The organism is Candidatus Nitrospira salsa (genome assembly GCF_965152625.1).
On record NZ_CBCUCO010000004.1, the window covers coordinates 670,771 to 693,584 of the forward strand.

Annotated in this window: 23 protein-coding genes; 9 read left to right on the plus strand and 14 right to left on the minus strand. The window is 48.0% G+C overall.

What is annotated here, in order from left to right; all coding sequences use genetic code 11:
* The first annotated feature begins 40 nt into the window (after positions 1–40).
* Complete coding sequence (sugE, locus tag ACWQXP_RS17200; RefSeq protein WP_454064090.1) at positions 41–361, plus strand: quaternary ammonium compound efflux SMR transporter SugE; 321 nt, start codon at positions 41–43, stop codon at positions 359–361.
* Between the two features lie 168 nt (positions 362–529).
* Here the strand turns inward: sugE and ACWQXP_RS17205 are convergent, their stop codons facing one another.
* The 6 genes from ACWQXP_RS17205 to ACWQXP_RS17230 form a co-directional block, all read right to left on the minus strand.
* On the minus strand, positions 530–2,392 hold the full coding sequence (locus ACWQXP_RS17205; RefSeq protein ID WP_454064091.1) for a GTP-binding protein: 1,863 nt from the start codon (positions 2,390–2,392) through the stop codon (positions 530–532).
* 2 nt (positions 2,393–2,394) lie between these two features.
* A complete protein-coding gene (gene cysD / locus ACWQXP_RS17210; RefSeq protein ID WP_454064092.1) occupies positions 2,395–3,195 on the minus strand; it encodes a sulfate adenylyltransferase subunit CysD in 801 nt (266 codons plus the stop codon).
* Positions 3,192–4,271, minus strand: a complete 1,080-nt coding sequence (locus tag ACWQXP_RS17215; protein ID WP_454064093.1) for an anthranilate phosphoribosyltransferase — start codon at positions 4,269–4,271, stop codon at positions 3,192–3,194. The genes cysD and ACWQXP_RS17215 overlap by 4 nt, the downstream gene beginning before the upstream one ends.
* An 85-nt stretch (positions 4,272–4,356) precedes the next feature.
* Positions 4,357–5,097 (minus strand): phosphoadenylyl-sulfate reductase, encoded by a 741-nt coding sequence (locus ACWQXP_RS17220; protein ID WP_454064726.1) that lies wholly within the window; start codon positions 5,095–5,097, stop codon positions 4,357–4,359.
* Positions 5,098–5,189: 92 nt separating this feature from the next.
* Positions 5,190–7,697 carry a sulfurtransferase TusA family protein gene (locus ACWQXP_RS17225; RefSeq protein WP_454064094.1) on the minus strand — a complete coding sequence of 836 codons (2,508 nt, stop codon included), beginning with the start codon at positions 7,695–7,697 and terminating at the stop codon, positions 5,190–5,192.
* 112 nt (positions 7,698–7,809) lie between these two features.
* Positions 7,810–8,262 carry an RrF2 family transcriptional regulator gene (locus ACWQXP_RS17230; protein WP_454064095.1) on the minus strand — a complete coding sequence of 151 codons (453 nt, stop codon included), beginning with the start codon at positions 8,260–8,262 and terminating at the stop codon, positions 7,810–7,812.
* 321 nt (positions 8,263–8,583) lie between these two features.
* Here ACWQXP_RS17230 and ACWQXP_RS17235 point away from each other — a divergent pair, with 321 nt between their 5' ends.
* Both ACWQXP_RS17235 and ACWQXP_RS17240 read left to right on the plus strand, forming a co-directional pair.
* Positions 8,584–8,760, plus strand: a complete 177-nt coding sequence (locus ACWQXP_RS17235; protein ID WP_454064096.1) for a hypothetical protein — start codon at positions 8,584–8,586, stop codon at positions 8,758–8,760.
* Between the two features lie 248 nt (positions 8,761–9,008).
* Positions 9,009–9,302: a hypothetical protein gene (locus ACWQXP_RS17240; protein ID WP_454064097.1), complete on the plus strand. Its 294-nt coding sequence runs from the start codon at positions 9,009–9,011 to the stop codon at positions 9,300–9,302.
* Positions 9,303–9,320: 18 nt separating this feature from the next.
* Here the strand turns inward: ACWQXP_RS17240 and ACWQXP_RS17245 are convergent, their stop codons facing one another.
* From ACWQXP_RS17245 to ACWQXP_RS17255, 3 genes are all read right to left on the minus strand, one after another.
* Positions 9,321–9,737: a hypothetical protein gene (locus tag ACWQXP_RS17245; RefSeq protein ID WP_454064098.1), complete on the minus strand. Its 417-nt coding sequence runs from the start codon at positions 9,735–9,737 to the stop codon at positions 9,321–9,323.
* A 141-nt stretch (positions 9,738–9,878) separates the two neighbouring features.
* A complete protein-coding gene (locus tag ACWQXP_RS17250; RefSeq protein ID WP_454064099.1) occupies positions 9,879–10,739 on the minus strand; it encodes a class I SAM-dependent methyltransferase in 861 nt (286 codons plus the stop codon).
* A complete protein-coding gene (locus ACWQXP_RS17255; protein WP_454064100.1) occupies positions 10,732–11,886 on the minus strand; it encodes a 4-phosphoerythronate dehydrogenase in 1,155 nt (384 codons plus the stop codon). Before ACWQXP_RS17255 ends, ACWQXP_RS17250 begins: the two co-directional genes overlap by 8 nt.
* A gap of 144 nt (positions 11,887–12,030) precedes the next feature.
* Here ACWQXP_RS17255 and bcp point away from each other — a divergent pair, with 144 nt between their 5' ends.
* The gene (gene bcp, locus ACWQXP_RS17260) at positions 12,031–12,627 is read left to right on the plus strand and encodes a thioredoxin-dependent thiol peroxidase (protein WP_454064101.1); all 597 of its coding nucleotides are present in this window, start codon (positions 12,031–12,033) and stop codon (positions 12,625–12,627) included.
* 167 nt (positions 12,628–12,794) lie between these two features.
* Here the strand turns inward: bcp and ACWQXP_RS17265 are convergent, their stop codons facing one another.
* From ACWQXP_RS17265 to murJ, 4 genes are all read right to left on the minus strand, one after another.
* Positions 12,795–14,333, minus strand: a complete 1,539-nt coding sequence (locus ACWQXP_RS17265; RefSeq protein WP_454064102.1) for a sensor domain-containing diguanylate cyclase — start codon at positions 14,331–14,333, stop codon at positions 12,795–12,797.
* Between the two features lie 304 nt (positions 14,334–14,637).
* The gene (locus ACWQXP_RS17270; RefSeq protein WP_454064103.1) at positions 14,638–15,204 is read right to left on the minus strand and encodes a hypothetical protein; all 567 of its coding nucleotides are present in this window, start codon (positions 15,202–15,204) and stop codon (positions 14,638–14,640) included.
* A 93-nt stretch (positions 15,205–15,297) separates the two neighbouring features.
* Complete coding sequence (dtd, locus tag ACWQXP_RS17275) at positions 15,298–15,762, minus strand: D-aminoacyl-tRNA deacylase (protein WP_454064104.1); 465 nt, start codon at positions 15,760–15,762, stop codon at positions 15,298–15,300.
* 26 nt (positions 15,763–15,788) lie between these two features.
* On the minus strand, positions 15,789–17,393 hold the full coding sequence (gene murJ / locus ACWQXP_RS17280) for a murein biosynthesis integral membrane protein MurJ (RefSeq protein ID WP_454064105.1): 1,605 nt from the start codon (positions 17,391–17,393) through the stop codon (positions 15,789–15,791).
* Positions 17,394–17,668: 275 nt separating this feature from the next.
* Between murJ and ACWQXP_RS17285 the strand changes: the two genes are divergently transcribed.
* Both ACWQXP_RS17285 and ACWQXP_RS17290 read left to right on the plus strand, forming a co-directional pair.
* Positions 17,669–19,210, plus strand: coding sequence for a fused MFS/spermidine synthase (locus ACWQXP_RS17285; protein ID WP_454064727.1), 1,542 nt, complete (start codon positions 17,669–17,671; stop codon positions 19,208–19,210).
* Positions 19,211–19,353: 143 nt separating this feature from the next.
* Positions 19,354–20,019: a CAAX prenyl protease-related protein gene (locus ACWQXP_RS17290; RefSeq protein ID WP_454064106.1), complete on the plus strand. Its 666-nt coding sequence runs from the start codon at positions 19,354–19,356 to the stop codon at positions 20,017–20,019.
* A gap of 58 nt (positions 20,020–20,077) precedes the next feature.
* On the opposite strand, the gene ACWQXP_RS17295 is transcribed toward ACWQXP_RS17290, so the two are convergent.
* Positions 20,078–20,416 carry a hypothetical protein gene (locus tag ACWQXP_RS17295; protein WP_454064107.1) on the minus strand — a complete coding sequence of 113 codons (339 nt, stop codon included), beginning with the start codon at positions 20,414–20,416 and terminating at the stop codon, positions 20,078–20,080.
* A gap of 295 nt (positions 20,417–20,711) precedes the next feature.
* On the opposite strand from ACWQXP_RS17295, the gene ACWQXP_RS17300 reads away from it, so the two are divergent.
* From ACWQXP_RS17300 to ACWQXP_RS17310, 3 genes are all read left to right on the plus strand, one after another.
* Positions 20,712–21,875, plus strand: a complete 1,164-nt coding sequence (locus tag ACWQXP_RS17300; protein WP_454064108.1) for an FG-GAP repeat domain-containing protein — start codon at positions 20,712–20,714, stop codon at positions 21,873–21,875.
* Between the two features lie 305 nt (positions 21,876–22,180).
* Positions 22,181–22,381, plus strand: coding sequence for a hypothetical protein (locus ACWQXP_RS17305; protein ID WP_454064109.1), 201 nt, complete (start codon positions 22,181–22,183; stop codon positions 22,379–22,381).
* Between the two features lie 165 nt (positions 22,382–22,546).
* Entirely contained in the window at positions 22,547–22,696 is a 150-nt protein-coding gene (locus ACWQXP_RS17310; protein ID WP_454064110.1) for a hypothetical protein, read from the plus strand.
* Positions 22,697–22,814: the final 118 nt, after the last annotated feature.

Consider the following 22,814-nt stretch of genomic DNA (forward strand, 5'->3'; position numbering starts at 1 on the left):
ACCATTAAGGTGATTTAGTCAATATGGGGGAGTTGAAGTTATGGCATGGATGTTTTTGCTCATTGCGGGGTTTTTTGAAATTGTGTGGGCGATCAGTTTGAAGTATACAGACGGATTCACCCGTTTGTGGCCAAGTATCGCGACCGTTGTGGCGATGGGGATCAGTATGGTCTGCATTTCTTTTGCGCTTCGCTCGATACCGATGGGAACGGCGTATGCCATGTGGACGGGTATTGGAGCTGCCGGAACGGTGATTGTGGGGATGGTGTTGTTTAATGAGCCGCGAGACGCTGTGCGCTTATTGAGCATCGCTGCAATTCTTGCGGGGATTGTGGGGCTAAAGCTTTCCTCTCCTTCCTAGAAAATCTTATGCTGAGAACATATACCGTTCAAATTTCAAGGTTGAAGAAAATGTGGCTGAGCGCCCTAGAAGGAAAGACCTAAATCTTTCATACCTCTTTTGAAGGACAATTTTTTCGTCTTCATGCGCGTCTTTGATGTATCGAGTGAAGTTTCGAAAAGAAAAAATCTAGATAGAGAATTGGAACGCCGGTTGGGACCCCATGGCTTCTGCGATGATCCCTTTTTGTTTGAGCGTCTCAAGGATTTGTCGAGTTCGGGCGTCGAAGTCTTCTGGCCCCAAAAAGGTGAGTGTGGCGTCAGGGAGGAGGCTTTCACGTTCTTTCGACATGTAGATGGTGATGACTGATGTCGGATTGATGAGTGTTTGAATGGCCTGTGCAATCGTCCCACTTGGAAGGGAAAATGGATTGGTCGTCGAGAGCACGAGTAGGCCAGTATCGGTGAGGAGCTTCGCGACTTCTCCATAGCGACGCACGGCTTCGTTCGCGTTAGTTTCACCGATGTCGGCATCGAGGCCGCGGCGGAGGTTTTCGGCATCCAGGAGGTAGGCATGTCGACCTTCTGCGACTAATACCGATTCGAGTTTGCGAGCTAAAAAGGCTTTGGCTGTGGTATCGGGGCCGGTAAATAAAATCACAGCGGCTCGATGACCGAAGTGTTGCGCCCGCTCTTCTGGTCCAATTTCCCCCTTGACCCAGGCTGAATCACGTTCCCGTGCCTCTGTTCTCAGGCCTTCCTGTTCGTCTTGAATCATTTCGGTAATGATTCCACCACCTGACACATCATATTCATCGACCAGGACAAATCGCCCCGTGTCTTCGGAGGACGTATACGTGTCAAAGGCGAGAGGAGCTTTGGTGCGAAAAGTCAGATCTGCGACTTCATTGCGTTGAACGGATGTGGCAGTTTGTCGGTCATCTAAGTCGTTGGCATTGACAATGCGGTGAATGGTTGAGACTTCACACGGCACTTCTCGGGTGGCGAGCCGGAGAACATATGTGCGTTGTCGTTCTAACGGGCGTTGGCCAAGCCAAAACACATTGGCGCGAAAACTTGTTGAGACAAATGGTCCCTGATCTTCATGTGCGGCGATTTGCCCACGTTCGACGAAAATTTGTTCATCGAGCGTGATCCCGACCGAGTCCCCGGCTGAAGCCTGCATCGGAGCAGGATCGATATTGAAGGCCTCAATCGTTTGAATCATTGCCGACTTATTCGAAGGTGCAAAGACCAGACGGTCCCCAACTTTGAGGTGCCCGGCCGTGATCCGTCCGACAAGAATGCGGCGTGCATCAAATTTATAGACGTCTTGTATCGGAAAGCGAAGGGGTTGTTGAGCCTCTGCTGTGTCAATGGAGAAGTGCGATAAGGAATCTAACACCGTTGGTCCAGTGTACCATGGTGTGTCTTCTGCATTGGTGGTGATGTTGATGCCTTGTTTTGCACTCGCGGGAATGACGTATTGCGGGGTGACGTTCAACTGTGTAAGGAACTCACGATATTCTTTTTCGATGCCTCGAAACACATCTTCGCGATATCCCACCAAATCCATTTTGTTGACGATCACGGTGACTTGTTTCACGCCGAGCATGGAAAGTAAGAGACCATGACGTTTGGATTGATCTTTGACCCCTTCGAGTGCGTCAATGATGAGGAGTGCTGCCTCGGCTCTGGCCGCTCCGGACACCATATTTTTTAAAAATTCTTTATGGCCGGGCGCGTCAATAATGATGTACTGTCGACTCCCCCAGGAAAAAAAAGTTCGGGCGGTATCAATCGTGATGCCCTGTTGCTGTTCTTCTAAAAACGCATCAAACAGAAAGGCGTACTCAAATTCTTTGCCCTGTTGCTGGCAAATGGCCTGAATTTTCTCGATCTTCCCGACGGGCAGCGTTCCGGTATCGGCATACAGGCGTCCCAGCAATGTGGATTTGCCATGATCCACATGCCCCACAATCACAATATTCATGGTTTCTTTAATAAGATTATCGAGTTGTGTCTCTTGAGAAGCCGGTGTGGTGCCCGTCATGATTACATGTATCCTTCTTTTCGTAATTGTTCCATTCCACGACCTTCATCCTGGGCGCGGCCAGCGCGTTCGGCGACTTTGCTATTTTTCAATTCAATAATGACTTCATCCACATTTTTAGATGTCGATTTCATTGGAAATGTGCAAGGTTCGCATCCCAAACTCCGATAGCGTTCGCCTGTTCCTTGGTCCAAGTACAGGCTGTCTAAGAACGGAATATTTTCCAATTTGATGTATTCCCAAATATTGATTTCAGTCCAATCCAAGAGAGGATGAATGCGAATGTGCGTGCCGGGCGGAAAGGAAATCTTATATTGATCCCACAATTCAGGAGGTTGATCGCGGAAGTCCCACTCATTATTTTTGTCGCGAGGCGAAAAATACCGTTCTTTGGCGCGGGTGCTATCTTCGTCCGAGCGTACGCCTAAAATAACACCTGTATAGCCTTTTTCTTCAAGGAGTAGTCGCAAGCCTTCCGTTTTTAACGCCGTACAGCATTCCACTCGGCCTTTGGTATGATTCATTCCTGCTGCGAGGGCCTTTTTATTTTGTCCAACCACCAAATTGAGTCGCCATTCACGGGCGAGGCGGTCACGATATTCGATCATGGCTGGAATTTTGTAGCTGGTATCGACGTGGAGAAGAGGAAACGGAACATGCCCAAAAAACGCTTTGCGAGCAAGCCAGAGCAATACCGTTGAGTCTTTTCCCATCGACCAGAGCATGCCCAAGTTTTCAAAGTTTTTATAGGCTTCCCGAAGAATAAATATGCTCTGATTTTCAAGTTGGCGTAGATGATTCATGCGGGAACGGTCTCCGTCGGGAGGTCAAGGTTTTCAGTCGATATGGCTGGTGGTGCCGTCAATGCTTGCAGCTTTTTGAACGCCGCCCCTGAATGAAGTGTCTGTTCAGCGAGAGGAGTGGCTTGGATTAGTGACGAGGCTTTGCCTGCGGCATACAAGAGTAAGGCTGAATTGAGTATCACCCAGGCTCGATAGTCCCCTTGGATCTTGTTCTGGAGAAGTTGGAGGACGAGGTTTGCTTCTTGTTGAGGAATCGAAGCGTTGTGAATATTCGGCAATGTGGAGTGTCCCATGGCCTGGAATGATCCAAATGAAAACCCAACGTCCTGTGGGCGAATCATCAGTCGGGTAATATGATCGTTTCGAAGTTCTCGAACAGGCGTTGCGGTAGATATTGACAATTCCGGTACCCCTTCAACGCCCTGAAGAACCATGACTCGAGGTGTTCCGAGCATATGCAACGCTTCAATCATTTTGTCTAAATACGGTGGATGAGCGATCCCGATGACTTGAGACGAGGCTCTAGCGGGATTCAACATCCTGGCGACCTGATGAGCGAGATTTTGAACTCCAAATTCCTGACGCAGGTCAAGAAGTTTGGCTAGTGGCGGGTGATAGGTTTCGAGATCAAGATAGGCAAATTGAAATTGAGTCAATTGCTCGACCGGCTGTGTGATTGAAATTCCGAGATGTTGTAAAATGTCTGACACGTTTGAGGCGGCTGCCTCGTTATTCGTTCCATGTATCAATATTCGGGCCCCTGCGGCGGCGGCGATGAGAGACGAGGCGACGATGGCATGACAGGTGTCATGTTTTTCGCCATACATGGGCAAGTCGACGACTGTTGTTGGAGACGGAACCTTGAGTGGTGCAACATATTGTCTCGCTGCGGCCGTAAATGACGCGAGTTCTGAGATCGATTCCGTTTTAATCCGCATGGCCATCAAAAACGCGCCAATTTGGCCGGGAGTCGCTTGCGACTCAATGATCGTGCGCATGGACTCCTTGGCTTCGTCCCAAGTTAAATCCTTGGTCCGTTTATGACCTTTTCCAACTTTTGCGATGAATTGTTGCATATCCAAAATATTCGTATCTCGTATTTTGTTGCTCGTATCTCGTCTCCTGCATCAGTGAAATTTATTTCGTTTCACCTTTTTCCGTCTACCGTTTTCCGTTTGACGTCTTTGACGGATGGAGGCCACATTCGGTTTTGGCAAAGTTCTTCCAACGTCCAGATCGCGGGTCATCACCGGGCATCACTGGAGAGGTGCAATGCGTGCATCCGATACTGGGGTAATTTTGTTCATGCAGGACATTGTACGGAACGTCATTGGCATGGATATAGGTCCAGACTTGTTCCCACGTCCATGTGGCCAGTGGATTCATTTTTATTAGTTGAAAGGATTTGTCCCATTCCATAATGCCGGTATTGGCTCGAGTTGGTGATTGATCACGTCGAATGCCAGTAATCCAGGCTGTATAGTTTTTGAGGACTCGGTTGAGTGGTTCAATTTTACGAAGTTGGCAGCATTGATCCGGGTGTTTCGTCCATAGCGCTTCACCATATGTTGTGGCTTGCGCGTCAGGGGTGATGAGCGATTTCACCTGAATGACTTGGTCGGATTTCAGCTGATACTTTTGCACGATTCGATCACGGACCTGATGAGTTTCAGGGAACAAAAAGTCCGTATCCAAATAGAACAATGTGGCACCGGGGTAGCAGCGAAATATCATATCAGCGAGCACCACATCTTCGGCGCCAAAGCTGCACGCGAGGATGATATGAGGGGCATATTCTTCAAAGGCGTACGTGAGAATTTCTTGAGGAGGCTGCGTCTCAAGTTTCTGGTTGATCGTGTGAAGCTGTTCAGTATTGGGTTGAATGTCTATTGATTGTCGCATCATGAGTTAACTTAAAATTTATTGTTTGAGTAATTGAAGTTTTTATTCATTCAAACTTCAACGTGTAGCCTGAACCAAAGCCTATTCGTCCATTAGGCTTCAACTTTTTCAACTAAGATTTTGAAGTGTTGCTGGTCGCCGTCTAATGCTTCTTCCGTTAAGATCTTGTGTCCATCGTTACGGAGACTCATCGGGACATTTTTAATCGGGTCGCCGGCATCAAGCCAGACTTCGAGTTGCTCACCGTCATCCATCATTTCCATTTTCAATTTTGTTTTCACATAATTCATGGGGCAGGCGACACCCCGTAAGTCATAGACTGAAACTTCAGATGTTGTGGCTGGCATATCTTGGGCTTTGGCATCAGCTGGTTGTTTAGCTCCCATTTCAACAGGGGAGAGCTTCAAGTCTTGCCCAATTTCTTCCGTGGCGCTCCGGCACGCTTCGACGAAGCCACGGGCAAAATCAAGGTTACGCTGAAGAAGTTCAGTTGACGCATCCTTGGAGCCGAGATCATCCAAGTGGGTTGTGAGATTGCGATAGGTCGCCGGCATCAATCCTTTCGCCATGACGAGCCGGTCGTATTCAGCTAACGTATCAGCATCGGTATTGGGGTCGGTCCCTTCAGTCACTAAAATGGCTTTGGCTCCAGCAATCACTGCACGGTAAGCTTTATTGATCGCGATTCCATACTGATGTTTTTCTGCCAGAATCCGTGCATGATAGAGTTCCTGCTCAGCCTCTAGCATACGGTTGTCGATCATTTCTAGCGCGCCACCGGCACATTCTCCCGGTCCAAGGTCTTCGACTGAGAATTCCTCATCAGCTTCCCAATCAAAATAATACTCTGAGTTTTCCGCGTACGCCGGAAGAAACGTGTGCGGAATCAACTCTTGCTTGAGCTTGGCCTTGCCCATTCGTGCGATAAAGGCTTGTAGGCTTTCGCCCGCTTCGCGATCCTTCCGATAATAGTCCAGGAGATGTTGAATGGCGGCCGGGACATTTTTCGCGGGCACTTTCACAATGAGCTGTGCAATTTTGGCCGTGCCATTAACTTGTCCTCCGAGATGCACTTCGTACACAGGGGCGATGTGATCACCAATGCGTTTCCCGACACCGTGCAGTCCAATTGTGGCGATATGGTGTTGTGCGCAAGAGTTATGACATCCGCTGATTTTGATATCCACGCCCTTGAGATCGGGAGGAGTCTCCCCGGCAGGGAATAATTCCGACAGCGAGCGCGCGAGACCTTTGGAAGACGTAATGCCTAAACCGCAGGTATCCGTTCCTGGGCAGGAGACGATATCTTCGATTCCTTCGGCGCCAGGCGACCCAAGACCTTGCGAAACAAGATCCTGATAGAATTCGTAGATACGCGCTTCAGGAATCCACCGGATAATCATATTTTGACTAATCGTCGTCCGAATATTGCCGTTGGCATAGGTTTCAGCGAAATCAGCAAGGGCATAGGTCTGTTCAGTCGTCATGTCACCGGACGGGAGTTTGACGACAGCCGTCAGAAAGCCTGCTTGCCGTTGCGCAATGACATTGGTTTTTCGCCACACATCAAAATTTGACTGAGCTTCAGGTGACTCGTTGGAGCCATGGCCCGCTCCATTTCCATTCGTTCCATTTGAAGGCGTTCCATTTGAAGGCGTTCCATTGCCCATCTTGGTAGGCATGATCAATGGCGACTTATCGTGGTAGGGCAGAAGGGTTAAGCCGGACGTGGTGGCCCCTGTCTTGACCAACATGTCGTACGCTTCTTGCCATTGTCTCGTAAATTCTTCAAAGCCAAGTTTGTCAATGACAAATTTCATGCGAGCTTTACTGCGATTTTTTCGATTACCCAGGTTATCAAAGACTTTAATGCACGCTTCGATAGAGGGAAGCAACTCTTCCATTGGGACGAACTCTCGAAGCAGCTTTGCCACACGCGGTGTCGAGCCGAGCCCACCACCCACCACCATTCTAAACCCAATCGTCCCTTCGGCATTTCTGGTAGCCAAGAGTCCAACGTCATGAATTGGGGTTAATGCACAATCTGACTGACACCCGGAGAACGCAATTTTGAATTTCCGCGGAAGACTCTGCGTAAGCGGATTGCGTAACAGGTGGCGAGCGATGGTGTTGGCATAGGGTGTGACGTCAAAGACTTCTCCTGGGCAAATTCCGGCCAGCGCGCAGGCGGTGACATTGCGAACGGTGTTCGCACAGGCCTCGCGTGTGGTTAATCCTACTTCGGCCAGCATCCGCATGATTGTCCCGACTTGGGGTAATGGAACGAAGTGAAGTTGTATGTCTTGACGAGTTGTGACATGTGCTACGCCGGTGGCATAGGTGTCGGCGATTTCAGCAACTCGACGGAGTTGATTCGCGTTCAGGCCACCAAAGGGAATTTTAATCCGTACCATTTGCACATCTGGTTGGCGTTGCCCATAAATGCCGAATTGTAGTCGAAATGGTTTGAAAATATCGGCCGGAGTTTCCCCACTTTGGAGTCGCTGGACCTCGTCCTCAAACGTTTCAATTTCTTCTATAATTTCCTGAGGAATAGGGGTCGTCTTAATTTCTGGTCTGGTGGTTGGTAGCGCACTCATTGTGGACCTCCGGTGGCCATTCGTGTGTGTGAAAGAAGAGGCAAAACTGATGGGAGCAACAAGAAAGACGACAATAATGATGGTCTTGGCATAGTTCTATCCTGAAAACCGGTCAAATGTGATACATCAACACACGTTTATCTTCGAGTTCTTGATATCGATCCAGTAAGGTTTGTAACGAGATCGAATGAAGAATTGCAAGCTCGGCATCATGGAGTTGTTGCCAAATTCCTGAGAGTAACGCGTCCTGAGCGTTTGGTGTTTCTTGATGACCGTTCGTCGAGCCATTGAGTTGTAGCGTTGTCGATCCATCCATGGCTTGCACAATTTCAGCAAGAGAGGTCTCTGCTGGTTCCTTACTTAAGATATAGCCTCCTTGAGCGCCTCGATGACTTGTCACAAGACCAGCCTGCTTAAGGGCGCTGAGAATATGCTCAATAAATCGAGCCGGAATAGACTGATTGTGAGCAATCGCCTTGGCCTGAACCGGTGTTGCGCCATATCGGATTCCTAACTCCAGGGTGGCCATGATGGCATAAGTCACTTTTTGGGAAAATTTCTTCATCTTAATTCATACTATTCCTATCGGAATTAGGTATATTCTAAAATGACCTGAATGGGTCTGTCAAGAGCGGCCAATATTCACGAGAGGAGTGAGCTTAATAGTGATTAAAAGGTTGCCGATAACGCTATAAGGCGCTTGCGAGTCTTAGGAATCCAAATGGTTGGAAGCTGATAAGCTTGAACACGATGGCCTGAAAGGCCTTGTACCCTTCACAGACGTTCAACGTTAGTCATTCAATAAACCATTTGAGGTACGGTTTAGAGGTGTCCAACACCAGTACACAAACTGTCAAGAGTCAGTTAAATCGAGGAGACAAGTCGTATGGATGAAGAGAAAATCATTCAATTAACGGTTGAGGGGCAGGAAGTGATATTCAAGAAAAGTACCCAAGGGGTTTTTCACCGGCCTGCCAATGAATACGGAGAATGGAGAAACGGGGTTCCTGAGGGAGCCGTGTGGTCAGATGTGCAGGCCATGTTTGACGATTCTTCCTATTAGTAGAGCTGTAAAGAGGCCAAAGTGCTTGAGCGACGCTCCCTTCTCATAGACTGACTCCAAGTCACGACTCTTCCTTGTCTTGCTGCAGCCATCTATCTTGTTTGAACCGTTTTCATTTCCTCCATGCCCCTCGAGGCGTTCCCTTTTCTCTTGACTAAAAAGTGTGGTATCCCAAAACTTCAGATAAATGTTTGGTGTATTGTCATGCTGCGAAGAAGCGCGAGAAATGAGCGAAAGGGGCTCAGAATATGAATGATCACGAGAAACATCTTTTGGTGCTGGCCCATGCATTAGCTCACCAAGAAAACGAAATTCACTATCTCAAGGCCATGCTGTTAGAAAAAACGCAGATGCCGATTGAGGAGTACCAGCGTGAACAAGAGGAGTTTTGGGAAAAGTCCAAACATTACAGAATCTATGAAATGTTAAAAAGTCTTGAAGTCCTTCAAGCCGATATTGAGAAAGTTCCTGAAGATATGGATCTGAATAAGTACATGGACCATCTTCGTTGGCCCAGCGATCCTCCTAAAGACAAGACGTAGCTGGAAATGATGGAAGCGCTATCCGATGGAATTGACTGCTAAATAGTCACAGATAAATGCAAAGACCAGTTCATCGAGATGTTGAGAGATCGTCTCGAGTCCGCCGACGGTTAAGACGCCTTGCTCCCATGTAATTGCATGCCCACCTTGGGGGTCATGAATGATGGCCACATGCTGATGCACTTCCAGATCAATTCGACAGGCAAAACGCTTCCGTTCTAATGGGAGGGCTGCCAAATTCACATACAGATAGGGTTCTCCGGGAAGCTTGGCGGCTTCTTTTTCTTTGAAAATGCGTATGCCGGCTGTGCCGAGTTGGGCTTCGACTCGTGACCGGATATCTCGCCGGGTGACCGTCCCCTTGAGTTCGTTGCCTAAGTCTTCCACGACGACATAGATGCCTTCCATGCCTTTTAACGACTTTCTTTTCAACATATAGTGCCTGCTTTCCTCTTAGTTAAATAGAAGTGATGTCTTCGGTTTGTTTCAACGTGAGGCTATGACGGGTGATATTACCAAAGACTCGTTACTGAATACCTGGTTTCTTTTTCTCGCATGTTCACGTTTGAATTCCCCTTACTTGGCCATGCTGATTTTATTGAGTGCCCCAAACGTCATGAGCCAAACCTGTTGAGGGAAACTGTATATTTCCCCGTTATTGAATGATTCTAGAAAATCATTCAGCGCTGAATGGCCGTGCAGGTTGTCTAACGCCTTATTATCGAACACACATTGATTAATGTAATTTTCTAAGATGTGATGTTCCGAGCATGTGATGGTATGTGGAAAACGGAGTTCCGTGACTTCACATGGAATGTCCAGATTGTCAAAGGTCGTTGTGATGTCTTCTGCGGTGATATAGGGCACGCGGGTGTCTGGATAGAATGCTTGGTTATAGAGTGTATAGAGGCGATGATAAAACGCATCAGATGAGGCTAAATAAATAAGGGCCACGCCGTTCTGTGGATCGAGCAGTGTTTGTAACTTTTTCGCGATGTTCTGTAAGGCTTCTCGCTGAACGCAGTATAACGATTGGAGACACCAAATAATCTGATAGCCCTGTGATGGACAGTGTGAACGTTCGAGGGTTTCGAGAGTGGTCTTGAGTGCTGTCTGTGGCACGAAGGGAGGGGTGAGGCTTTTCTGTAATTCATCTAAGCTATGTTGAGAGGGATCGAGATAGTCATATTGTATGTGCAGGCGATCAGAGATATGTGGGCAGAGCATTGTTGGGAATTTTCCTGTTCCACATCCGACATCAAGGAGCGTGATGGGTGTGTCGAAAGACGAAAAGAATGTGTCGAAGTCGAACGCCTGAATGAGTTCGGTATAATCGCGTTCCGCGACCTGAAACCAAAGGTCCTTTTCGAGTGTTCCTTGTTGATAGTAGCGTGTCGATAACTCATGGTTGAGGTTGTCAGGCTTCGGGTCAGTCATGGACAAACCCTAATGCTGAGAGTTGTTCTCTGAGTGTTGACGCGGTTGCGGGAAGGTTCACCTTGGTTCTATGGAATTCCCGTCGGACGGGGTAATGTTTCCGGAGTCGGTCAAACAGTTTCGCTCTTTCCTCTCGTGGTTCATGCAGAAGTGCTTTCATGCGCGAATGGTCAGCCTCGAGGTCATAGATTTTGGTTGTGATGGTTCTCAGGTCCTCTTCATCAGTTCGATCTGTGGGAGCCATTGTCATCAAGGGGACAATGGGTTCGGGAAGTGAATGGGAGGGTTCCCATAATGGGTCTACCCCAAGATGTTTGCACAGTGCGGTGTAGATCATGTACGTGCCCATGGCCTTGCCATCGAGGGAGTGTCCGGCGATGTGGGGTGTGCCGATGGTGACGGCGTTGAAGAGTTCCCAATTGATGTGAGGTTCCTGTTCCCACACGTCGATGACGGTTGGACCGATGCGATTGTGCGTGATGGCTTCGAGCAAGGCTTGTGTGTCAACCACTTCTCCGCGCGAAGCATTGATAAATATGGTCGATGAGTTGAGGCATGCGAACGTGTGTGTATTCAGCAAATGGTGAGTCGGGAAGGGACCGTCCTGTGTAAAGGGAGCGTGGAGCGTCACGATATCGCAATTGAGTGTCTCTTCAAGAGGATGATGATCGATTTCCCCAGTCTCGGCTAGGAATGGGTCGTTGAGGATTGGCTTCATGCCTAAGGCCTCAGCTTTTTGCTTCACCAATTTTCCAATGTGGCCGACACCCACAATCCCGATGGTTTTTCCTGAGAGCCTCATGTCTTTTTGACAGGCTACAATGAAGAGAGCCGTCATGACGTATTCGGCCACGGAATTAGCATTGGAACCTGGTGAAGAAGCAAAGCCGATATTCTGAGATTGAAGATACGATGCGTCGATATGATCCACCCCGGCCGAGGCTGACCCGACAAATTCAACTGGGGTGCCTTGTAGTAACGCTTCATTGATTGTGGTGATAGATCGAATGAGCAAGACGTGAGTTTTCCTCAGATTGTTCGTGCGAATCGATCGTCCTGGAAGTATGGTGACGTTGCCTAATGTAGAAAAGGCTTCTTCCACATACGGGATATTTTCCCCGGCGATAATGGAAATCGGTCGTTTCATCGGTGTTGTTCCATTCTTGCAGCACTGTGCATTTCGAATGTGTCAGTCTATATAATAGACCCTGTGACGCATTAGCAATAATTATGCAAAAAGTTGAAACATTGTAACAACTATTTTTCATGAATTCTTACAAAGGAGTATTGGATGAAGAACACGACAACAGCATCTCGTAATAAGGCAGCCAAGCGTACGACAACGGCAAACAGTCAGGCCATAAAAAAGATGACAAAGCCGACAAAGGCCATTAATGCTAAGGCGGCGTCTACTTCAGCCACGACGTTGAAGGTCGGCCAGAAAGCACCTGCCTTTACACTGTTAAATGATAAGGGTGAAACGGTGAAATTATCGGAGCTCAAGGGTAAAACGGTTGTGTTGTTTTTTTATCCGAAAGATGACACGCCTGGTTGTACCAAGGAAGCCTGTTCTTTCCGAGATGGGTTACGTGACATTCAAAAACGTGGCGCGATCGTGGTGGGGGTGAGTCCGGATTCAGTGGAGTCTCATAAGAAATTCTCGAAGAAGTTTGATTTAAATTTTCCTCTCTTAAGCGATGTCGAGAAAACCATGTTGCAGGCATATGGTGTGTGGAAAGAGAAGTCCATGTACGGTCGCACATACATGGGCATTGAACGGACGACGTTCATTATTGATGAGAAGGGAAAGATTGCCGCCGTGTTTCCGAAGGTGAAAGTAGATCAACATTATGATCAGGTTCTTCAGGCGTTACAAGAGAAGTCTTAGAAATAGAATTGCAGAGGGTCGTGGGTAAAAGGGTAAAAGGTCCTAAACAGCGAGAGCCTTTATTTCTAATTCTTGTAGGATGGGCTTATGAATGAGTGAGCCGTAGAGGTCAACCCGAGAAGAGGCACGGAATGATGGGTCTGATTCCCGTCACTATCGCATGAGGTTTAATTCAGAGAATGACTCTTACGATGAAAGACGACGGGGAGAGTTTTGTATGCAGTCCAACGATCACGTCCCTGCGATTTCGAAGCATATAGGGCTTGATCGGCTGCTCCAATCATCTCATGCGATGACTCAAACATGTGCCCATCTTCAAGCGTCGCAATGCCGAGCGATACCGTTACCGTGATGGATTGGTTAGTTCCTACATCGTGAGTGTGGAGTCGAAATGCCGTATTGACTCGATGACAGACCGTTTCAGCCATTTCGCCATTGACTCCCGGCATGACAATGAAAAACTCTTCCCCACCATACCGTCCGACAATGTCGGTATTCCGTGTCTGAGCCTTGAGGATTTTTGCAACGGCTCGGAGAATATGATCTCCGTGTTGATGGCCATACGTATCATTAACTTTTTTGAAATGGTCCAAGTCGACGAATAGGAAGCTCAATGGCGTCGCATTCATCAATGCCGATTCAAACGCCGTCTCAATGACTTCGTCTAAATAAGACCGATTGTAGACGCCCGTCAATGAGTCCAAGCGGCTGGATTCTTCTAAGTTTTGATAGCGAGATTCCAAAATGACGGTATTATGCTTTAACGTTTCGACTTGCCTGAAGGCTTGCATGTTACGAATCAATAATGCCTCTTTGGCGGTTTCTAAGAGTGTCTCAGCGGAAAGGTCGTTTTGAATTTTGCAATCGAACATGTCTTCAGAATGGGAAACGAGCCCCTTTAGTTTTGTGAGAATTTCGGTGAAGGCTTCAGGCGTAAATCCCAACCAGTCTTTTCCTTTTTCTGAAACTTCGACAACCTGCTGTCCCTTGGCATGGGTCAGGTATAACTCGGCAATCATTCCAGAGAGTGCCACACAACGAATAAAGTGTGAGCGATCATCTGTGACGGGAACACGTTCAGGCTCATCGCTCGCACTCACGGCTAGCTGCAGTCGTTCGGGTAAATTCCAATTCGCGAGCAGCCATCCTCCAATGGCCGAATGCGTGGTTCCAATGTGTTCTTGTTCGTGCATGATGACTTGCTGGTGACACGTTTGATTGAAGTTGGGGTCTCGATACAATTTGGGGAGGATTCGATCCAATGCCAGCATCCCAATGTCCTGCATCAGGGTTGCCGTAAATAATTCCTCAAGTGAAACGAGAGAGCTGGCCTCTCCAATGGCTCGAGAGATAGAAGCGCCGATGAGTGCACGCTGCCAGTACAGTGGGTAGTTCAGACCATTCATCTTTTCTCCACGAAAAGATTTGACTAACGAGAAGGAGAGCGCTAAGGCAAGAATGCCATTGAGCCCGATGATGAGAGTGGCTTGCGCTAATGTTTCAACGTTTCGTCGATTGGCATACAGGGGAGAATTGGCAACCCGTAAGATCTTAATGGATAAGGCCGGATCCATCTGTAGGATCTTGGCCACATCTTGAATGGCCGCTTCAGGATCGTGGGCGAGTTGAATAAGTTCTGAGGCCACTTTAGGGGGGCTCGGTAATGTCGAACAGGCCTTTAGTTTTGCTTCAAGATCTCGATTCATCGTATTCAGATCCACATGCGTTTCAAAGAGTTTCCCTCATAAATCAGCATCTCAATGATTCTGGAATATCACACGCTAACGGTTCATGCTAAAATCGTATTAGCCAACATCCTAATAGTCTGAAACGTCTGAGACTTCCATAAAAGGGACTCATGCCCTACAGTCTTTTTTCTTTTTTCGGACTATTGTCATCAAAAGTTAACGATATCAATGATAAAACGAGCCATGATGAGGCCCAAGGTTACTTGAGCATCAGCGATCACTCGGAGAAGAGGAATGTGAGGGGGTGTTGTCAGAACGTGTGTTAATTCAACAAGATATCTTTGCCATGCTTGTATGAAGGACTTTGCATTCGGTCGAGATCCAGTCGGACAAACCCCAATCCTGCGACACAAAGCTCAAAGTTCGTTGAAAGGGCTTGAAAGAGGGCAGGAGAATCTTTGTCTTCAGAATGTTGGCATGTGGCCACAATTCCGTATGAGCGTTTTCCAGCTTTGACATAATCAACGAGAAAATCCTTGTGATGAATCAGACCTGAGCATTTCATGCGACTCAGATATTCCGGAAACAATCCCGCCATAAACAGCGTCAGATCGCCAATATGACGATGGACATCTCGTTCCTTGTCTACATCAGAATCTTGATTCAAAGCTTCTGCTTCGTACAGTAATTCAACCACAGCTTCCACGGTTTGCCCTTCTTGATTTTTAATCTGGGCAAGTTGATCAACATGAGCAAACTCAACGAGTAAGTTTGACACGTACCCGGTGACTTGAAAGTCTGGCCATCCTAAGGCTTCAGCAAATGTACGTTCGGTGAGAGCTCCGAAGAGCTGTCGAAGGGGATGGTGTTCTGAGACAGCGGTTTCCATGATGAACCTCCCTGGCATAGATAGAACGGCTATAATCGCTTTGCCAAAATCGATTCCTTCTGTAGAACCCTTTCGGTAGAGGCTAAAGCACTCTTAATATCTTTTTACTCCTTCATCCTTCTGTGTATCAAGTGTGATGGTGACGGGACCTTCATTTTCAAGTGATACAATCATCATGGCCCCAAAGAGGCCGTTCTCGACATGCAGTGTGTGAGAACGAAGACTTTCAATGAACAACTCATACAACGTTTGGGCTTCATCTGGAGGCGCGGCTTCTTCGAAGCTTGGGCGCCGTCCCCGATTGGTATTGGCCAGAAGTGTAAACTGAGAGATAACTAAGGCTGAGCCATTGATATCCTGGATTGACTGATTCATCTTTCCTGCTTCGTCGGAGAACATTCGAAGGACTGCGACTTTTGCTGAAAGTGCATGGACATGGTCGGGCGTGTCACCTCGAGCCACCCCAAGAAGAATGACCAATCCCCGGTCAATGCGACCAACAATGTGATTGTGAGCTTCTACGCTGGCTCGTCGTACCCGTTGGAGAATGGCTTTCATAATAGTGGATCTCGTGTTTTTTCCTATCACCCTATTCGAAGCTTTTTTTTCATGACGTGCCAAATGCCCGATAACTCTTCTGACTTCAGGAGCAGATGTGTCCCAAAGTATCCTACCATGCTGAGCCCGATTCCACCTGCGAGCATACTGATTTTTAGGAGAAACATTTTGGCCTGTTCCCAGACTTCTAATTGGGCGATCCATAGGCAGCCGAAGATCAGAGGGATCAATGCGATGGCTGTTCGACCGACTGATTTGGCGAGGCGAGTCCAGTGGAGTCCTCCAAGACGACGATTGAGGATGATGAGAAGGATGCCGGCATTTAGCATTGAGGCGCAGGCTGTAGCCAATGCGAGTCCTACATAGTCAAGCGATTGCATAAGAATCAGGGCAAGCGTGACATTCGCACACATCCCGACGACAGCCGCGATGGCCGGGGTTTTCGTATCCTGGAGTGCGTAAAATGCTGTGGCAAGGATTCGATATCCGGCAAATGCCCACAGGCCGATGGAGAACGCGAATAAGGCAGAGGCTGTTCGAGATGTATCGACAGCGGTGAAGGCCCCATGTTCAAAAAAGATATGGATAATCGGTTCTCCTAATAACATGAGTCCGAACATAGCGGGTAAAATGATAAAGAGAATTGACCGTAATCCATAGTTTACGGTATCTCGAAGATCATCCAGCGCTCCGCTGGCAGCCTGTGTCGACAGGGTTGGAAGAATGGCGGTGGCTAACGCGACGCCAAAGATACCAAGCGGAAATTGAATGAGACGCATGCCATAAAACAGATAGGTCGGGCCTCCTTCGAAATAGGAAGCGAGAATCGTACTCACCGTTAAATTGACTTGTGTGACTGAGAGGCCAAGCAGGGTTGGGAGAATGAGGCGTCCCATGTGTTTGACCCCGGGGTGTCCTGGCTGGAAGTTCCAAGTCAAGAGGAATCCACGACGGTACATGGCTGGCAATTGCATCACGAATTGTGCGAGGCCTCCGATGACGATGCCAATGCCCACCCCGATAATCGGTTGTTCAAAAAACGGGGTGACAAACAAGGCAAACGTAATCACGACGATATTAAAAAATACAGGGGCAAGGGCGGGAACTGCGAAGGCACGGAGTGCGTTCAAAATTCCCATCGCGAGTGCGGCTAAACTGACAAACAGCAGATAGGGGAACATGACTTGAGTGAGCAAGGTCGTGGTGGCCAGTTGAGTGGCTTCACCATGAAAGCCGGGAGCGAGGAACCACACAATGCCGGGGGCTGCGAATATGCCGAGCACTGTGACGAGAGTAACAATGGTCAGGAGAGTCGTAAATGCTGCACTTGCCAATTCCCAGGCTTCTTCTTTCGAGCGCAGCGTATGATATTCCGTAAAAACGGGTATGAAGGCAGAAGACATTGATCCTTCTGCAAAGAGTTCTCTGAGTAAATTAGGGATACGATAGGCGACATAGAAGGCGTCAGCTGCTGCACTGGCTCCAAATAATTGCGCGATCACCACGTCTCGTATAAAGCCCAGGATGCGGCTACTCAAGGTTGCTGCGCCAATTAATCCTGCGGCACTTGTTACGGAGTGGGTTTCAACCTGACGGGATGGTGTGTGAGAGGTTGTCTGGGGATCAGACATTCTACGATACTAGCGGAACCTTTCGAAGGAATCTATGGATGAGTCGATTTAAGGCTGAAGTTCCGTCGTGTTGTTTGGCTTGCTCCAAGCGATATGTTCTTAGTCAGAAGTAAAATCAATTTTCTCGGAATTGGAGGTTTCCGTCAATAGATGGTTGGTGATGAGCCCGAGCGGGTTCAGATCCTTCACGCGCTGGTTTAAGCATTTTTTGTGAATTGACACCTCGTGATGGTTGCTTTAGCATCCAGGCCTTTTGTCGGATAATTCCTGTGAATATGCATACACTACCTGAGCCGCGACGATTTCCTTCTCGTCCATGGTATTTCGGCACAGCCTTCACGACTGGGGCAATTGTCATGGCACTCGAGATTCTTGGGAGCCGTCTCTTAGCTCCGGTTTTTGGCAGTTCTCTATACGTCTGGGGCGCTCTGATTGGAGTTGTCCTGGCTGCGATGAGCAGTGGATACGCGGCGGGAGGGTGGTTGGCAGATCGCCGGCCTCCCATTCTCATCCTTGCTCTTCTTCTCTTGGCTTCCGGTGCATGGACCCTCTTACTCGCGTGGGTCGGGGAGCCGGTTGTCTTTACGGTTGCACGCTGGCTCGCAGATCCTCGATGGGGTCCGTGTCTTGCCTCAAGTGTGTTATTAGCGGTTCCGGCATTTTGCCTGAGCGGTGTGCTTCCGGCTTTGCTGCGCCTGGCCATTGCTGATATGGGTCATTTGGGGCGTCATACCGGGAGTATGATTGCTGTCTCAACCATTGGAAGTTTAGTGGGAACATGGGGCACCTCGTTTTATTTGTTGACGTGGCTTGGGAGTGTGACGCTTGTGGCACTCTTAGGAGTCGTCCAAGTCGTGATAGGGCTTATTTGGGGTTGGTGGGCTTGGGGGCTGCGATATTCTCGGATGATTCCGATTCTTGGTTTGTTATTTCTCGGTGGATGGGGGAGTTTTCATCCTATTTCAGTTCTGCCACCAGCGTTGCATCAAGAAGATAGTCCCTACCAGCAAGTGCGCGTGCGAGACAATGATTTGTTTCGTTTCCTCATTTTGAACAATACCTTTCATGCGGTGATGTGGAAAGTCGCGCCAACTTCACTGGCGCTTCCGTACAGCCAGGTCATGATGGGGCATCTTCCATTAGTTGACAATCCGAAACGGGGGTTGATTCTCGGGCATGGCGGGGGCTCTCTTGCAAAGTGGCTGGCTCACGCTTGGCCTGATTTGGAGCTGGATGTCGTTGAGATGGATCCGTCCGTGGTCAATGCCGCTGAAAAGTTTTTTGACTATCAACCGCCAGACAATCATCATGTGTATGTTCAGGATGCTCGGACCTTCTTGGGTGCGAATCCAGTCCAATACGATATTATTTGGGTCGATGTGTTTGCGCGGCATCTCATTCCTTTTCATGTCACCACGCAAGAATTTTTTGCCGAACTTCGAGCGCATCTTACTGCCGACGGAGTGGTGGCTGTGAACCTCGCATCTTCTGATGCGAAGCCGGACGTTCGTCGTGCGCAGGCTGTTCTCACCACAATGCGAACCGCGTTCCCTGATGTTGAAACCTACAGTGTGGCGGGGCCCACATGGTTATCGACAAGCTCTGGATCAGTGAATCTGATCTTTTTTGCTGGGTCGCCTGTCGTTCGTATGCGTGATGAATCATTTGAGACGACACTCTCGTTGTTGGTGAGTCAGAGCCGATTACCCCCTGAAACATTGAGCTTCTTCCAATCGGCTCCACCAGTCCATTTGGAGCCAGGTATTACGTTAACCGACGATTACTCTCCATTAGATGTTCTTCAAGGGCAGGGCTAATCACGCTATTTCTGTGGAGTGCTGTTTGTGTGAAGTCCACTGATATTCAGACCGAGGGAAGTGTGAATAATCGGTTCTGCGACGGTCCTACGTGTGCTCAAGAGACGTATTACTATTCATAATAAGTAACGGAGTGGATCGAAATGTGGCCTCGTATTTTGCCGTTTGCTGTCTACATGGGATTTATTGCCTTCGGTTCCATGCTGGCAATGTTCGTACCTCCAGGAGAGCAAGCTCAAGATCTCGAACTGTGGTTATACCCCGTCAAAGTCCTTATCGTCGGTGGGTTGCTGATTTATTTCTGGTCCAGATTTGATGAACTGAAAAGTCCAATGATTGAAAGTTGGACCGAAGGGTTTTCGATTGTCGGTATTGGATTGCTCGTGTATGTGTTGTGGATTCAAATGGATTGGTCCTGGGCCATTCAGGGAGAACTGACGGGATATAATCCATTTGAGCATGAACAGAGCACGACCATGTTCTTAGTGGGGGTTCGGTTGTTCGGGGCATCGATCGTCGTTCCAGTGATGGAAGAACTCTTCTGGCGATCTTTTCTCATCCGCTGGATTATCGATAATCGTTTTAATGTTGTGCCACTGGGCACATTTACCATTGGCTCGTTTGCTGCGACGGTGGTCTTATTTGGCCTCGAGCATAATCTTTGGTTGGCAGGAATGATGGCGGGAGCGCTGTATAATGTGTTGTTGTACCAGACTCAACGGATTTGGCCATGTATTCTTGCTCATGGCCTGACCAACTTTGTCCTCGGCATTCACGTCCTGGTAACAGAAGAATGGCAATGGTGGTAGGGTCGAAAGAGGAGAAAGACTTCTGAGTGATCAATAAAGCCTTTCTCCTGTTATGTTGTTAGGTAGAAGAAGCCGCCAGTTCTTCTTGTGATGGCCAAAACTTATACCGGATTTGCGGTAATTGTGCGCCGTCAAAATTGGGGATATCGTACAAACAGCGGTCAATAATCACGACTTCTTCATGAGTAAACTCAAAGGTCTTTCGTGATTTGTAGAAATTGTCGAGCACGTAGTAATCACCGGCCTTGGGCCGTTCAAGCAATGCTTCTTTCATTTTCTTGAAAACCTCGGTATCCACGCCTGGGATTCGCCCATTATTGCGGTCAACACACCACTTCATAATTTCGGCGACGCCGTACATACTCAGATCAATTTTTTTCTTCTTGTTATCAGACATCAGGGCCCTCCTTCTCAATTTTTAGAATCATCTCTATACCACATTTCTTTGCTTGTCTCCAAGTCATAGGTCTAACAATATGGTGGAAAGGATTCTTTGTATCTATATTCCCCTCAACTTTATAGGTCTAAACGGGAAGGTGATGTTTTACAAGGCCTAGGAAACTTCGTATACTGGTGAACGATTGAATGTCGAGTTATTGGGAGTTTATGCTGGTGAATATTTCTGTTGATGCGTGCCAAAGGGAGTGTTCGAATTGTAGGTTGTCCTATCAGCTCGGACCATTCGTCCATTCATGATTCGCTTTTCACTGCTGCTTCTGTTTTTTCTTGTGACTCTGGGTTGCCCAAAGCAAGAAACCTATCTTCCTCCCGACCTTGTGTACTTGTACAAGACCTACCCTGTTGGAAAAACTCCAACCTCTATTAAGTCAGGCGATTTGAATGGCGATGGGTATTCTGATCTCATTACGAGTAATATTCAAGAAAACTCATTGTCCATTTTGATGGGAAATGGTGATGGAAGCTTTCAAGATCAACGGACGGTGAAAGCGTGTCAGGAACCAAGGAATTTAGCGATTGTTGATTTCAACATGGATCGACGGGTGGATTTAGCCGTCGCCTGCTCAGGAAGCAATCAGGTCTTGATCTTTCTTGGTGAAGGGAATGGGAACTTTACTCGTGGGGCACAGTATCCTGTCCACCGAACACCGGTTGATATTGCGTATGGTGATTATAATGAGGATATGTTGCCCGACCTAGTCGTTGCTCTGCGGAATGATAAACTCCAAGTTCTGTTGGGCATGGGGACCGGGAAGTTTCGACTTGGAGCACTCTACGAATATGGCGATACGCCCACTTCTGTGAAGACGGCCGACTTTAATGGGGATGATCACCTTGATTTGGCTGTGAGTAATGGAGGGCCAATGAGCCATGCCGTGTCTATCTGGCCAGGAAACGGTGATGGCACCTTTGAATCGCCGACAGATTATCGCACAGGCAAGCGCCCACTTGGGGTCTCATTCGCCGATTTCAATAGTGATCGAAACCTGGACTTATTAGTCGTCAACGGCGAGATGAATACGATTACCGTGTTTCTTGGAAACGGAGACGGAACATTTCAGGAAGGCAAAGACTCCGGAGGTGATGCCGGGCCAAATCAGGGCTTAGCCTATGATTTTGATGGTGATAAGATGTCTGATGTGGCGGTGGTCAATATTCAGTCTGGAAGTATGTCGTTGTTATTCGGAAAAGGTGATGGAACCTTTCACTATCCCCCTAAGCATTATCCAACTCCCTATGGACCGTTTGCCTTGACCTCATTAGTTGTGGCGGCAGGACGAAACGAACAGCCAGGCTTAGCCATCGCGAATAATTCTGCAAATAGTGTATCCATTTTTCTCCATCATGGTCTCAAGTCTCGAGGCAATCTTGAGGCATCGGCAACGCCTCAGTCTTAAGCGTTGTAAGCCATCCCTCTTTCTTGACAGGTTCTAGGTCCTTCGTTACAGTCTCAGATAGCCTCGTCGTTGATTGGCCATAATTAGCTCAAAGTTGGGACACAGACCGAGAGGGTTTTCCGCAGAAGTGGTTATGGGAAGTGTTGTGAGTCTCAAGTCAATTGGCCCCGATCGCATTTTCTTCATCGGTATCCCTGTTGGCCATTCAACAAGATTTCTAAGATATCCCTTTAGATGTATCCAAGCTGAATCTTCGCAATTATCTCATCTTAGGTCATACTCGTATTATCCCATAAAAGGAAAACGTGCGAACATTTCTTTGGTGGTTTGGAATGGGATCACTGACAACGTTCTCGGTGCTCCTTGTCCAGGGAGGGGTCAGAGATCTTGTCTATGGGTCATCGTCATCAACGACGTTTGAAGGCCTCCTGTCAACGGCATTGACCATTTTGGGTGGGGGGCTGCTTGCAGGATGTGTTGCCGTGATCTTAAATCGACTCCGATAGTTGTCCGAGTGGGCTCTAGGGGAAGGATGAAGAGTTGGCCAGGGTTGACGGATACTACCGGTTTTGATGTAGGCTGATGTGGTGTCTTCATATCAAGTTTCATTGGGAATTGTTCTGCAATACGTTGTTATTATGACTTGTCTGAAATGCCAAGGAACCATGTTGGTGGAACGTCACTATGCCACCCTCGCTCAGCGGATTCATGCGCGTTGTATCAATTGTGGGTTTTGGTTTGACCTAGCCGATGTCCTTCGGTTTTTCAAAAAAGTGCTTGAAAGCGGGTATCGTGGATTGAAAATCCGAGAGACGCTCTAAAACTTTTCCTCTTTCCTTTTTCATCTCCTACCTTGACGCAGCGTTCACACGTTTCATGCAGAAATTTTTCGAACAGACATGGATTCGTGTCCGTCTCATGGAGTCAGCTCTATCTATC